Source organism: Mycobacterium sp. 20KCMC460, from assembly GCF_022179425.1.
Lineage (GTDB): Bacteria > Actinomycetota > Actinomycetes > Mycobacteriales > Mycobacteriaceae > Mycobacterium > Mycobacterium kiyosense.
Map to the genome: position 1 here is coordinate 1153489 of NZ_AP025524.1, position 13126 is coordinate 1166614.

The window sequence follows — 13126 nt, forward strand, 5'->3', positions numbered from 1 at the left end:
AGCTCACAGGTCGGCGAAGCAGGGATCGGTCTGACCGGCCGGGATGGTCGCGTTGCGGGAGGAGAAGTGGCCGACCACGCCGCTGTCGGTGACCTGCACGCTGTCCGCCTGAATGCCCAACGGCAGTTTCTTGTTCAGGCTCGTCGTGTAGTCGTCGAGCGACGATTGGATCAACTCCCGGGGCAGCTTGCCGAACAGCGTGTTGAACGTGACTATCTGCAGCTTGAGGGTGCCGTTGACCACCGACGGTTTGGCGACGATGTCGTTGACCATGCCCTTCAACTCCACGGTGTTGTCCTTGGGGTGGGTGGTCACGCTGGACGTCACGAAGTCACCCACGACCGGGATCGAGTTCTGCACCGTCTGTCTGATGCCGTCGGTGCTCCAGGTGACGGTGGCGTCGATCGCGCCGATGGTGCCTTTGGAGTCGGCGGTGTTGTCGAGCTTGATATCGGAGATGTTGAGCTGCAGCTTCATCCCTTTGGCGTCGCGCAGGTTGTTGCCGGCCGTCTCGATGCTGATGTTGGTGTAGTGATCGGTGATCACCTGCCAGGTCACCAGCGGCGTTACCCCGAACTTCGCGGTGGCCTGGTCCTGGGCGACGCACGCCGTGGCGGCCGCGATCTTGTTGGTCGCCTTGTTGCGGATGTAGAGCTCGACGCCGATCGCGGCGGACACCAGCAAGGCGAGCACGATGACCAGGATCAACACCACGTAGGACGCAGCGAACCCGAAGATGCGCCGCCGCTTGCGCGTCTCGTCCTGGTCCTTCGGCGTGGTCAGCGGCGTCGTCGCAGCGCCGGGCTGTTTGGGCGGCGCTTGGTCGGCGCCCCGCTGGGTGTAGGCGCCGGCCGCGGTCGGTGGCTGCGCGGGCTGCGTCGGCTGCCCGGGCGGCGGCTGACCGGCGCCCGGCTGCTGCGGGCGGCCCGATCCGGGCCGCAACTGCTCGGTGGGACTTTCACCGGGCGCCGGAGGCCGGCCGAGTGGGCTCTGGTTGCCGGGACCGGGACGCCCCCACCGGGGGTCATTCGGTGGGCCTTGCGGGGTGGTCACTCTCGAGATTCTGCCTTATCAATTCGGAGAAAGCTCGAGCGGTTACGCAGCACCGCGATGTTGTCCCGGGCCGCGGCCACCTTGTCGAGGTCGACGTCGGCGATCACCAGCTCGGGCTGTGCGCCCGCGGCCGCCACCACCTCGCCGAACGGGGAGGCCACCAGGCTCCCGCCGACACCGGTGGGGGCCCGGGAGTCGCTGATCTTGCCGCCCGGGTCGGCCTGGCCGGCGGCGGCGACGTAACAGCTGGAATCCACCGCCCGGGCGCGGGCCAGCAGCGTCCACTGCTCGAGTTTGCCCGGGCCCGAACCCCAGGACGCGCACACCGCGATCAGCTGGGCGCCGCGGTCGGCGAGCTCGGTGTACAGCGCAGGGAACCGGACGTCGTAGCACGTCGTCAACCCCACCCCGACGCCGTCGACGGTTACGACCACCGGTTCACGGCCCGGCGCGACGGTGCGCGACTCGGTGAAGCCGAACGCGTCGTAGAGGTGGATCTTGTCGTAGCGGGTGAGTGGCTGGTCGCCGGGGCCGGCCGCGATCAGCGTGTTCGTCACGCGCCCGTCGCCGGCCGGGGCGAACATGCCGGCGATGACGGTGACGCCGGCGTCGGCCGCGATCCGGCGGACACCGTCGGCCCAGGGCCCGTCGACCGGCTCGGCAATCGGACCGAGCGGAACCCCGAAGCGGCACATGGTCGCTTCGGGGAACACCACCAGCTTCGCCCCGGCAGCGGCGGCCCGCTCCGCGTACTCGCGCACCAGCTGCAGGTTTGCCGACGGATCGGTGCCACTGAGGATCTGCGCCAGGGCGATGCGCAGCGGGACGGAGCGCGGCTCAGGCATTTTTCGCCATCCACTGCGAGGTGTAGCGCTGTTCCACGTTGATCAGTTCGGGCAGCTGGGAACCGATGAGGTGCTCCAACTTCCCCCCGATCAGCGGGACACGCACCTGCACGGTCATGTTCGCGGTCAGCCGGGACCCGCCGGACTCGGTGTGCGGAGACAGGACCGCGGTTCCCCAGATGCTCACCGGTGCGTCCAGCAGCCAGCCGCGGATGGAGGCCGTCGCGACGCCGTCGTGAATCGGGCCCCAGCTTTCCTCCCGGCGGATGCACAGGTCGCCGCGATGCAACTGGGTCACCAGGGCCGGAAGGTTCTGCCGATACACGCGCTGCAGGGTGACCACCGCGACGGCGGCGTCGGCACCGGCCTCTGCGCCGACCCGTAATTCCTCGACTGCCGCGAGGTCGGTCGGCACCTCCGCCAGCCGGCCCACCCAATACTGCTCTTCGTGGAAAGCCCGGTGAATGTCCTCCACGCTGCCCTCGTAGACGGCCGACATGTCGAATGAACGCGGCATGACTGGCACGCTACCGTTACGGGCCAGGAATCGGAGCTTATGAAACAAGGACGGGTCGGTTCGTTGTTCGCCGGTGCGCGGGTCACCGAGGCGGTGCCGTTGGCTCCGTTGACCACCTTGCGGGTGGGACCGGTGGCGCGGCGCGTAATCACCTGTGGCAGTACCGATGAGGTGATCGCGGTGATGCGGCAGCTCGACACGCAAAGCCACGCTGATGCCGGTCCGGTGCTGGTTCTCGCCGGCGGCTCCAACGTGGTGATCGGTGGCGGTCTGCCGGATCTGACGGTGGTGCGGCTGGCCAACGACGGAGTCGTCGTCGACGGCAACCTGGTGCGCGCGCAAGCCGGCGCGGTGTGGGACGACGTGGTGCTGCGGTCCATCGAGCAGGGGCTGGGCGGGCTGGAATGCCTGTCCGGCATCCCGGGTTCGGCGGGGGCCACCCCGGTGCAGAACGTCGGCGCCTACGGCGTGGAGGTTTCCGACCGCATCACCCGGGTGCGGCTGCTGGATCGAAGCACCGGCGAGGTGCGCTGGGCGGCGGCCGAGGAGCTGCGGTTCGGGTATCGCAGCAGCGTGCTCAAGCGGGCCGACGGGCTGCAGCTGCCGGCCGTCGTGCTGGAGGTGGAGTTCGCGCTCGACCCGTCGGGGCGCAGCGCCCCGCTGCGCTACGGCGAACTGACCGCCGCGCTGGGGGCCGCCAGCGGCGAGCGGGGCGATCCGCGTGCCGTCCGCGCGGCCGTGCTGGACCTGCGAGCCCGCAAGGGCATGGTGCTCGACGCGGCCGATCACGACACCTGGAGCGTGGGGTCGTTCTTCACCAACCCGGTGGTGTCGCAGCCGCAGTACGAGCGGTTGGCCGCCGTCACCGACGGGCCGGTGCCGCACTATCCGGCACCGGACGGCGTCAAGCTGGCCGCCGGGTGGCTGGTGGAACGGGCCGGATTCGGCAAGGGATACCCCGGCGAAAATGCACCCTGCCGGCTCTCGACGAAACATGCGCTGGCATTGACCAACCGGGGCGCGGCGACCGCGGAGGACGTGATGCTACTGGCCCGCACCGTGCGAGACGGGGTTCGTGATGTGTTCGGTTTCACACTGAAACCCGAACCTGTCCTGGTCGGGTGCGTCCTGTAGCTGCCCGTTTGGTGCCCAAACGGCGCTGCCGCGTGTCTTTGCGGTGCGGGATAGGGTGTTTGGCCCGGTATCTTTGGTTGTCGTGACCCCTCCCAGCGCCCCTCGAAGTCCAGGGCCGATCAATCGGCGCGCGGCTTTGGCGGCACTCGGGCTCGGGGTGTTCGCGCCGAGCGTGCTCGCCGCGTGTGGCGGCAAAAACACCCCGCAGGCCGAGAAGAAGGCGCCGCCGGCGGCGAAGCTGACCTTTCAGCCCGCCGACGCCACCCAGGACGTGGTGCCGATCGCGCCGATCAGCGTCACCGTCGCCGACGGCTGGTTTCAGCGGGTCGCGCTGACGAACTCGGCGGGCAAGCCGGTGGCCGGCACGTTCAACCAGGACCGCACCGTCTTCATGACCACCGAGCCGCTGGGCTACGACTCCACCTACACCTGGACCGGGTCGGCGGTCGGGCACGACGGCAAGGCCATCCCGGTGGCGGGCAAGCTCACCACGGTGACGCCGAAGAAGAAGATCGACGGCGGGTTCCAGCTGGCCGACGGCCAGACCGTCGGCGTCGCAGCACCGATCATCATTCAGTTCGACGCGCCGATCAGCGACAAGGCCGCCGTCGAGCGGGCGTTGACGGTGCGGACCAATCCGCCGGTGGAAGGCAGCTGGGCCTGGCTGCCCGACGAAGCCAAGGGCGCCCGCGTGCACTACCGGCCGCGCGAGTACTACCCGGCCGGCACCACCGTCAGCGTCGACGCCAAGCTCTACGGCCTGCCGTTCGGCGACGGCGCGTACGGCGCGCAGGATTTCTCGCTGAACATCCAGATCGGGCGCCGGCAGGTGGTCAAGGCCGAGGTCTCCTCGCACCGCATCCAGGTCGTCACCGATGCCGGGGTCATCATGGACTTCCCGTGCAGCTACGGCGAGGCCGACAAAGCGCGCAACGTCACCCGCAACGGCATCCACGTGGTCACCGAGAAGTACTCCGACTTCTATATGTCCAATCCGGCGGCGGGCTACAGCAACGTGCACGAGCGGTGGGCGGTGCGGATCTCCAACAACGGCGAGTTCATCCACGCGAACCCGTCCAGCGCCGGCGCGCAGGGCAACAGCAACGTCACCAACGGCTGCATCAACCTGTCCACCTCCGACGCCGCCGAGTACTTCCAGACCGCGATCTACGGCGACCCGGTCGAGGTGACCGGCAGCACGATCCAGTTGTCCTACTCCGACGGCGACATCTGGGACTGGGCCGTGGACTGGGACACCTGGGTGGGCATGTCGGCGCTGCCGCCGCCTGCCGCGCACCCGCCGGGCACCCAGATCCCGGTCACCGCACCGGCCACGCCGCCCAACGCGCCGACGCTGTCGGGCACGCCCACCACCACCACGTCGCCGACGAGCACGTCTTCGACGTCCCCGTCGACTAGTTCTGGGCCTGGTGGTTGAACCTTCGGGTCGCTGAGGCCTGGTCGCGGGGCCGGATGATGATCTGGTCCAGGTTCACGTGCGACGGCCGCGAAGCCACGAATCCGATCACCTCGGCGACGTCGGCGGCCACCAGCGGGGTCATCCCGGCGTAGACGGCATCCGCGCGCTGCTGGTCGCCGTCGAACCGGACCAGCGAGAATTCCGTCTCGACCGCACCGGGCGCGATCTCGGTGAGCCGCACCGGCTTGCCCAGCAGCTCCCCGCGCAGCGTGCGGTGCAGCGCGCCCTGGGCGTGCTTGGCCGCCGTGTAGCCCGCGCCGCCGTCGTAAATCTCAAGGGCCGCAATGGAAGTCACCGTGACTATCAGGCCGTCGCCGGATTCGATCAGCTTGGGCAGCAGTGCGCGGGTGACTCGCAGCGTGCCCAGTACGTTGGTCTCCCACATCCACCGCCAATGCTGCAGGTCGGCTTGGGCAACCGGGGCCAGGCCTTTCGCGCCACCGGCGTTGTTGACCAGCACGTCCACCCGGTCCAGCCGCTCGGCCAGCGCCGCCACATCGTCGTCCGATGTGACGTCAGCCACAATCGGGGTGCCGCCGATCTCGGCGGCCAGCGCATTGAGGCGGTCCGCGCGGCGTGCCACGACAACTACGTGAAACCCTTGGGCGGCAAGCGTTTTCGCGGTAGCCGCGCCGATTCCGGAGCTCGCTCCGGTGACCACCGCGACTCGTCTCGGCGCTTCGGGGGAACTCACCAGGACAACTGTAATAAACGTGCTAAGTTTTCGGTGTGTACTGCAGCGCCTTGTTCGGCACCACGACCGCGTGTCTCCACGCGGGCGCGTGTTGTTGTCGCGCACTTTGCCGCGCCTGAACTGACGCAAGTCGGGGTGCGGCCAGGGACCCGGCCATCCGAACTCCGACAAGGACTATCCAGTGCACTCGACTACTTTCACCCACCATTCGCACAGCCGCAGCGGCCGCGTAGCCGGCCCGAACGCACCATTGCGCAGCTACCGTCAGGTGGTGCCGCCGGCACTGCACCTGTCCGACTCCGCGGCGGCGTCGGTGTTCCGGGCCGTGCGGTTGCGCGGACCGGTCGGCCGCGACGTCATCGCCAACGTCACCTCGCTGAGCATCGCCACGGTGAACCGGCAGGTCATCGCGCTGCTCGACGCCGGCCTGCTGCGTGAGCGCGCCGACCTGGCGGTGTCCGGGGCGATCGGACGTCCGCGGGTGCCGGTGGAGGTCAACCACGAGCCGTTCGTGACGTTGGGCATCCACATCGGCGCACGCACCACCAGCATCGTGGCCACCGACCTGTTCGGCCGCACGCTCGACACGGTGGAGACCCCGACACCGCTCAGCGCCCCGGGCACCGCGCTGACCTCGCTGGCCCACAGCGCCAGCCGCTACCTGCGGCGCTGGCACCGGCGCCGGGCGTTATGGGTCGGGGTCGCGATCGGCGGCACCGTCGACAACGCCAGCGGCTTGGTCGACCACCCCAGGCTGGGCTGGCGGCAGGCGCCCGTCGGACCCGTGCTGGCCGACGCCTTGGGACTGCCGATCTCGGTGGCCTCGCACGTGGACGCCATGGCCGGCGCCGAACTGCTGCTCGGCATGCGACGCTTCGCGCCGAGCTCGTCGACCAGCCTGTACGTGTATGCGCGCGAGACGGTGGGCTACGCGCTGGTGATCGGCGGCCGGGTGCACTGCCCGGCCAGCGGCCCGGGCACCATCGCACCGCTGCCGGTGCAGTCGGAGCTGCTCGGCGGGTCGGGCCAGCTCGAGTCCACCGTCAGTGACGAGGCCGTGCTGGCGGCCGCGCGCCGGCTCCGGATCCTGCCGGGCCTCGCCCCGGCGAACCGCACCGGCGCGTCGACCGCCGCGATGGCCGACCTGCTGCGCGTGGCACGCGCCGGCAACCAACAGGCCAGGGATCTGCTGGCCGAGCGGGCCAGGGTGCTCGGCGGTGCCGTCGCACTGCTGCGCGACATGCTCAACCCCGACGAGGTGGTGGTCGGTGGCCAGGCGTTCACCGAGTATCCCGAGGGCATGGAACACGTGGAGGCCGCGTTCGCGGAGCGCTCGGTGCTGGCACCGCGCGACATCCGGGTCACCGCGTTCGGCAATCGGGTGCAGGAGGCCGGCGCCGGTGTCGTCTCGCTGGACGGCCTCTACGCCGACCCGCTGGGAGCGATGCGCAGGTCAGGGGCCTTGGTGTCGCGACTGGACGACGCCGAGCCCGCGGTCGCGGCCAAGTAGGCACGGTCCGTCCCCCGGCGGCGTGCTGTAAAGATGAAGGGGTGCGGTTCCCGGTAGCTCGCGACGACGATTCCCTGGTGACCCGAGTCGGTCGTGGCGGCGAGGCTCCGCACCGGGTCGCCCTGCTGGCCGTACACACCTCGCCGCTGGCCCAGCCCGGCACCGGTGACGCCGGCGGGATGAACGTCTACGTGCTGCAGACAGCGCTGCACCTGGCCCGCCGCGGCATCGACGTGGAGATTTTCACCCGGGCCACCGCGTCCGCGGACCCGCCCGTGGTCCGGATCGAACCCGGGGTGCTGGTACGCAACGTGGTGGCGGGGCCGTTCGAGGGACTCGACAAATACGACCTGCCCACCCAGCTGTGCGCGTTCGCGGCCGGCGTACTACGCGCCGAGGCCGCCCACGAGCCCGGCCACTACGACATCGTGCACTCGCACTACTGGCTGTCCGGGCAGGTCGGGTGGCTGGCGCGGGACCGCTGGGCGGTGCCGCTGGTGCATACCGCGCACACCCTGGCCGCCGTCAAGAATGCCGCCCTGGCCGACGGGGACACCGCCGAACCGCCGCTGCGCACGGTCGGCGAACAGCAGGTGGTCGACGAGGCCGACCGGCTCATCGTGAACACCGAGGACGAAGCGCGGCAATTGATCTCGTTGCATCGGGCCGATCCGGCGCGGATCGACGTGGTGCACCCCGGCGTCGACCTGGACGTGTTCCGCCCGGGTGACCGGCGGGCCGCGCGGGCGGCGCTCGGGCTCGGCCAGGACGAGCCGGTGGTGGCGTTCGTCGGGCGCATCCAGCCGCTGAAAGCGCCCGATATCGTGTTGCGGGCGGCGGCGCGACTGCCGGGGGTGCGGATCGTGGTGGCCGGCGGGCCGTCGGGCAGCGGCCTGGCCTCACCGGACGGGCTGGCGCGCCTGGCCGGCGAACTCGGCATCGCCCAGCGGGTGACGTTCCTGCCGCCGCAGTCCCGACCCGAGCTGGCCAGGTTGTTTCATGCCGCCGATCTGGTTGCGGTACCCAGTTATTCGGAATCGTTCGGCTTGGTCGCGGTAGAGGCGCAGGCCTGCGGCACACCGGTGGTGGCGGCCGCGGTGGGCGGGTTGCCGGTCGCGGTGCGCGACGGCATCACCGGCACGCTGGTGTCCGGCCACGAAGTCGGTCAGTGGGCCGAGGCCATCGGCGAGCTGCTGCGCGTCGGCGCCGGCCCGCAGGGACGGGCGATGAGCCGTGCGGCGGCCGCGCATGCGGCCACGTTCTCGTGGGAGAACACCACCGACGCGTTGCTGGCCAGCTACCGGCGCGCGATCGGCGATTTCCGGGCCGCGCGTCAGCGGCGGTTACCCGACCTGGTCGCCAAGCGCAGGCCCCGGCGCTGGGCGGCACGTCGGGGGGGGTGGGCGCATGACGGTGCAACAGCTGATCGAGGACGCCCTGCGGGCCAGCGACCTGGAGTACGAGGAACACGAAGGGGCGCACGGCGGCCTGCCCGGCCTGATCGTGGCGTTGCCCGGCGAGCGCCGCCTGAAGACCAACACGATCTTGAGCATCGGCGAGCATTCGGTGCGCGTCGAGGCGTTCGTGTGTCGCCGGCCCGACGAGAACCACGAGGGCGTCTACCGGTTCCTGCTCAAGCGCAATCGCCGGCTGTACGGGGTCGCCTACACGCTGGATAACGTCGGCGACATCTATCTGGTGGGCCGGATGTCGTTGGCGTCGGTGAGCGCCGAGGAGATCGACCGAGTCCTCGGCCAGGTGCTCGAGGCGGTGGATGCCGACTTCAACACGTTGCTGGAGTTGGGTTTTCGGACGTCGATCCAGAAAGAGTGGGAGTGGCGGGTGTCGCGGGGGGAGTCGTTGAAGAACCTGGCGGCGTTCGAGCACCTGATCGACCAGGACGACTGACACCGGCCGCGATCGCGGTGCGGTTACGCTCGGCGCGGCTCAGGGGTGCCGTGAGAGACTGGCCCGCATGGGTGACACGGGCACGCTGGTGCTGCTCCGCCACGGCGAGAGCGAATGGAACGCACTGAACCTTTTCACCGGTTGGGTCGATGTCGGGCTGACGGAGAAGGGCCGCACCGAGGCGGTGCGCGCGGGCGAGTTGCTTGCCGAGCAGAACTTGTTGCCCGATGTGCTCTACACCTCGCTATTGCGGCGTGCCATCTCCACCGCGAACCTGGCTCTGGACGCCGCCGACCGGCTGTGGATCCCGGTGCACCGCAGCTGGCGGCTCAACGAGCGTCACTACGGCGCCCTGCAGGGGCTGGACAAGGCCAAGACCAAGGAACGCTACGGCGAAGAGCAGTTCATGGCGTGGCGGCGTAGCTATGACACCCCGCCGCCGGAGATCGAGCGGGGCAGTGAGTTCAGCCAGGACGCCGACCCCCGCTACGCGAACATCGGTGGTGGGCCGCTGACCGAATGCCTGTCCGACGTGGTGATTCGCTTCCTGCCGTACTTCACCGACGTGATCGTCCCGGACCTGCGGCTCGGGAAGACCGTGCTGATCGCCGCGCACGGCAATTCGCTGCGGGCGCTGGTCAAGTACCTGGACCAGATGTCCGACGAGGACGTCGTGGGACTGAACATCCCGACCGGTATCCCGCTGCGTTACGACCTGGATGACCAGTTGCGCCCGGTGGTGGCCGGTGGCACCTACCTGGACCCGGAGGCGGCGGCCGCCGGTGCCGCCGCGGTGGCCAGTCAGGGCGCGGCGAAAGCCTGATTTCAACCCGGGGCGGGCCCGTCGCTGAACAACGCGTTAACGCCAGCGGAACACCTTCGCCCAGGCTTGTGACTTGTCCGATTTCGGCCTCGTCCCGCTAGGGTGGCGTTCACCCGATTTGTAGGATTCCGCTTGTGACTGTGTTCTCGGCGCTGTTGCTGGCCGGGGTATTGTCCGCGCTGGCGCTGGTCGTAGGAGTTGCGGCCGGGATGCGGCTGTCGCGGCGAGTCGGGCAGCAGCGTCAACAAGCCACCACCGAGTGGACCGGCATCACCGTCGCGCAGATGCTGCAACGAATCGTGGCGCTGATGCCGATGGGCGCGGCGGTGGTCGATACCCACCGCGACGTCGTCTACCTCAACGATCGCGCCAAGGAGCTGGGCCTGGTGCGCGACCGGCAACTCGACGACGACGCCTGGAAGGCCGCCAGGCAGGCGCTCAGCGGTGAGGACGTCGAATTCGACCTGTCGCCCGGCAAGCGTTCGGGCTCGCGGTCCGGACTGTGTGTGCACGGGCACGCCCGGCTGTTGAGCGAGGAGGATCGCCGCTTCGCGGTGGTGTTCGTGCTCGATCAGTCCGACTACGCCCGGATGGAGGCGACCAGGCGGGATTTCGTGGCCAACGTCAGCCACGAACTCAAGACGCCGGTCGGTGCCATGGCATTGCTCGCCGAGGCGTTGCTGGCTTCCGCGGACGACACCGAGACGGTCCGCCGGTTCGCCGAGAAGGTGCTCATCGAGGCCAACCGATTGGGCGACATGGTGGCCGAACTGATCGAGTTGTCGCGCTTGCAGGGTGCCGAGCGGTTGTCCAACGTGACCGATGTCGACATCGATGCCGTTGTGGCAGAAGCGATTTCACGCCACAAGGTGGCGGCCGAGAACGCTCAGATCGAGATCCGCACCGACGCCGCCAGCGGACTGCAGGTGGTGGGGGACCAAACGCTGCTGGTGACCGCGCTGGCGAACCTGGTGTCCAACGCGATCGCTTACTCACCGCGGGGGTCGTCGGTGTCGATCAGCCGGCGCAGGCGAGGCGACAACGTCGAGATCGCCGTCACCGACCGGGGCATCGGGATCGCCCTGGAAGACCAGGAGCGGGTATTCGAGCGGTTCTTCCGCGGCGACAAGGCGCGGTCGCGCGCGACTGGTGGCAGTGGGCTGGGACTGGCCATCGTCAAGCACGTCGCCGCCAACCACGGCGGCAGCATCGGTGTGTGGAGCAAGCCCGGGACCGGGTCGACGTTCACGTTGTCCATCCCGGCGTCCGGTGGCGGCGCGGCGGCGGCCGCGCAGCAGGGCAAAGAGCAGGCTGAGCAGAATCTGAGCCGCGATTTCAGGCCTGGGCGGTCGCAACGAGAGGAAGAGCTGAGTCGATGACACGCGCTGATGCAGAGCGCAGCAGTGAGATTGCAGAGCGCAGCGATGAGGAGGAGTGGCGCAAATGACGCGCGCTGACGACGATGCAGAGCGCAGCGATGAGGAGGAGTGGCGCAAATGACTAGCGTACTGATCGTGGAAGACGAGGAGTCGCTGGCCGACCCGCTGGCCTTCCTGTTGCGTAAAGAGGGCTTCGAGGCCACCGTGGTGACCGACGGCCCCTCCGCGCTCGCCGAGTTCGACCGGGCCGGCGCCGACATCGTGCTGCTGGACCTGATGCTGCCCGGCATGTCGGGCACCGACGTGTGCAAGCAGTTGCGGGCCCGCTCCGGTGTGCCGGTGATCATGGTGACCGCCCGGGACAGCGAGATCGACAAGGTGGTCGGGCTGGAACTCGGCGCCGACGACTATGTGACCAAGCCTTATTCGGCGCGCGAGCTGATCGCCCGAATCCGTGCGGTGCTGCGTCGCGGCGGCGACGACGACTCCGAGATCAGCGACGGTGTGCTGGAGTCGGGGCCGGTGCGGATGGACGTCGAACGACACGTCGTCTCGGTCAACGGCGACACCATTACGTTGCCGCTCAAGGAGTTCGACTTGCTCGAGTACCTGATGCGCAACAGCGGCCGGGTGTTGACCCGCGGCCAGCTGATCGACCGGGTCTGGGGAGCGGACTACGTCGGCGACACCAAGACGCTCGACGTCCACGTCAAACGGCTGCGATCCAAGATCGAGGCCGATCCCGCCAACCCGGTGCACCTGGTGACGGTCCGCGGACTGGGTTACAAGCTCGAGGGCTGACCCGGCGACCGGTACCGGCCGTGCTCGGTGACGATAGCGGTGATCAGCTCGGCCGGGGTGACGTCGAAGGCCGGGTTGAACACGTCGGCGTCCGGCGGGGTGACCGTGGTGCCGCAAAGCGTCCTGAGTTCGTCGGGCGAGCGCTCCTCGATGACAATGTCGGCGCCGGAGGCCAACCCCGCGTCCACGGTGGACGACGGCGCTACCACGATCAGCGGCACGCCGTGATGACGCGCCGCGATGGCCAACCCGTAGGTGCCGATTTTGTTGGCCACGTCGCCGTTGGCCGCGATGCGGTCGGCGCCGACCAGGACGCAGTCGACCAGGCCGCGTGCCATGGCCGCCGCGGCCGCGCCGTCGGCCTGCACCCGGTAGGGCACGCCGGCCTGCGCCAGCTCCCACGCGGTGAGCCGGGCGCCTTGCAGCAGCGGACGGGTCTCGTCGACCAGCACCGACTCGATCAGCCCGCGTTCGTGCAGGTGCCAGACGACGCCGAGCGCACTGCCCCAGGCCACGGTGGCCAGATGACCGGCGTTGCAGTGGCTGAGCAGCCGCAGCGGGCGGCGGCCGCACTCCGCCAGCACGATCTGCGCGGCGTGTGACGATGCGGCGCGGTTCAGGCGTTCGTCCTCGTCGAGGATCTGCAGGGCTTCGGCCAGCACGGCGTCCGCGCCGCGGTCGAGTTTCTGCAGTGCCCGGGCGACTCCCCAGCTGAGGTTGACCGCGGTCGGTCGCGCTTTGGCGACCCGCTCGGCGGCGGCCACCGGGTCGCCGCCCTCGCGGACGGCGAGCACGACGCCCAGCGCTCCGGCCGCGCCGAGTGCGGGCGCGCCGCGCACGGCCAGCCGGCGGATCGCATCGATCAGCTCGTCGACGGTGCGCAGGCGTAGCACCCGATAGTCGGCGGGCAGCGCGGTCTGGTCGATGATCGTCACCGCCCCGCCGGCACTGCCGTCCCAGTCGATGGTCCTGCGCACCAGCC

The 13126-nt window shown here is 69.6% G+C and carries 12 protein-coding genes and 1 pseudogene; 8 read left to right on the forward strand and 5 right to left on the reverse strand.

Going from position 1 to position 13126, the window contains the following annotated elements:
* Positions 1–3 precede the first annotated feature (3 nt).
* Genes MKCMC460_RS05310 through MKCMC460_RS05320 form a run of 3 tightly spaced genes read right to left on the reverse strand, consistent with a single transcriptional unit; the run spans position 4 to position 2415 of the window.
* Positions 4–1053, reverse strand: a complete 1050-nt coding sequence (locus tag MKCMC460_RS05310) for a DUF2993 domain-containing protein (protein ID WP_236980770.1) — start codon at positions 1051–1053, stop codon at positions 4–6.
* Complete coding sequence (locus tag MKCMC460_RS05315) at positions 1050–1874, reverse strand: carbon-nitrogen hydrolase family protein (protein WP_236983769.1); 825 nt, start codon at positions 1872–1874, stop codon at positions 1050–1052. Before MKCMC460_RS05315 ends, MKCMC460_RS05310 begins: the two co-directional genes overlap by 4 nt.
* Positions 1875–1890: 16 nt before the next feature.
* Positions 1891–2415 (reverse strand): DUF2505 domain-containing protein, encoded by a 525-nt coding sequence (locus MKCMC460_RS05320; RefSeq protein WP_236980772.1) that lies wholly within the window; start codon positions 2413–2415, stop codon positions 1891–1893.
* Between the two features lie 39 nt (positions 2416–2454).
* On the opposite strand from MKCMC460_RS05320, the gene MKCMC460_RS05325 reads away from it, so the two are divergent.
* Together MKCMC460_RS05325 and MKCMC460_RS05330 are read left to right on the forward strand one after the other, a co-directional pair.
* Positions 2455–3549, forward strand: coding sequence for a UDP-N-acetylmuramate dehydrogenase (locus MKCMC460_RS05325; RefSeq protein ID WP_238305379.1), 1095 nt, complete (start codon positions 2455–2457; stop codon positions 3547–3549).
* A gap of 43 nt (positions 3550–3592) precedes the next feature.
* Positions 3593–4987, forward strand: a complete 1395-nt coding sequence (locus MKCMC460_RS05330) for an Ig-like domain-containing protein (protein WP_236980774.1) — start codon at positions 3593–3595, stop codon at positions 4985–4987.
* Here MKCMC460_RS05330 and MKCMC460_RS05335 read toward each other — a convergent pair.
* Positions 4965–5723 carry an SDR family NAD(P)-dependent oxidoreductase gene (locus tag MKCMC460_RS05335; protein ID WP_238305380.1) on the reverse strand — a complete coding sequence of 253 codons (759 nt, stop codon included), beginning with the start codon at positions 5721–5723 and terminating at the stop codon, positions 4965–4967. The genes MKCMC460_RS05330 and MKCMC460_RS05335 overlap by 23 nt on opposite strands.
* 181 nt (positions 5724–5904) lie before the next feature.
* Between MKCMC460_RS05335 and MKCMC460_RS05340 the strand changes: the two genes are divergently transcribed.
* The 6 genes and pseudogenes from MKCMC460_RS05340 (at position 5905) to regX (ending at position 12144) form a co-directional block, all read left to right on the forward strand.
* Positions 5905–7233, forward strand: coding sequence for an ROK family protein (locus MKCMC460_RS05340; RefSeq protein WP_370653076.1), 1329 nt, complete (start codon positions 5905–5907; stop codon positions 7231–7233).
* 74 nt (positions 7234–7307) lie between these two features.
* A pseudogene (gene mshA, locus MKCMC460_RS05345) lies at positions 7308–8630 on the forward strand (D-inositol-3-phosphate glycosyltransferase); the annotation flags it as partial.
* A gap of 10 nt (positions 8631–8640) precedes the next feature.
* On the forward strand, positions 8641–9141 hold the full coding sequence (locus tag MKCMC460_RS05350; protein ID WP_236980778.1) for a YbjN domain-containing protein: 501 nt from the start codon (positions 8641–8643) through the stop codon (positions 9139–9141).
* Between the two features lie 67 nt (positions 9142–9208).
* Positions 9209–9964, forward strand: a complete 756-nt coding sequence (locus MKCMC460_RS05355; RefSeq protein ID WP_236980780.1) for a phosphoglyceromutase — start codon at positions 9209–9211, stop codon at positions 9962–9964.
* Between the two features lie 134 nt (positions 9965–10098).
* Entirely contained in the window at positions 10099–11343 is a 1245-nt protein-coding gene (locus MKCMC460_RS05360; RefSeq protein ID WP_236980783.1) for a cell wall metabolism sensor histidine kinase WalK, read from the forward strand.
* Between the two features lie 117 nt (positions 11344–11460).
* On the forward strand, positions 11461–12144 hold the full coding sequence (regX, locus tag MKCMC460_RS05365) for a two-component sensory transduction protein RegX (protein WP_236980799.1): 684 nt from the start codon (positions 11461–11463) through the stop codon (positions 12142–12144).
* On the opposite strand, the gene mtnA is transcribed toward regX, so the two are convergent.
* The gene (gene mtnA / locus MKCMC460_RS05370; RefSeq protein ID WP_236980801.1) at positions 12126–13121 is read right to left on the reverse strand and encodes an S-methyl-5-thioribose-1-phosphate isomerase; all 996 of its coding nucleotides are present in this window, start codon (positions 13119–13121) and stop codon (positions 12126–12128) included. The two genes, regX and mtnA, sit on opposite strands and share 19 nt — an antisense overlap.
* Positions 13122–13126: the final 5 nt, after the last annotated feature.

Bases quoted from the DNA above. Each gene is read 5' to 3' on its own strand.
- MKCMC460_RS05350 (WP_236980778.1), top strand. From the start codon at position 8,641: ATGACGGTGCAACAGCTGATCGAGGACGCCCTGCGGGCCAGCGACCTG.
- regX (WP_236980799.1), top strand. From the start codon at position 11,461: ATGACTAGCGTACTGATCGTGGAAGACGAGGAGTCGCTGGCCGACCCG.
- MKCMC460_RS05355 (WP_236980780.1), top strand. From the start codon at position 9,209: ATGGGTGACACGGGCACGCTGGTGCTGCTCCGCCACGGCGAGAGCGAA.
- MKCMC460_RS05325 (WP_238305379.1), top strand. From the start codon at position 2,455: ATGAAACAAGGACGGGTCGGTTCGTTGTTCGCCGGTGCGCGGGTCACC.
- MKCMC460_RS05320 (WP_236980772.1), bottom strand. From the start codon at position 2,415: ATGCCGCGTTCATTCGACATGTCGGCCGTCTACGAGGGCAGCGTGGAG.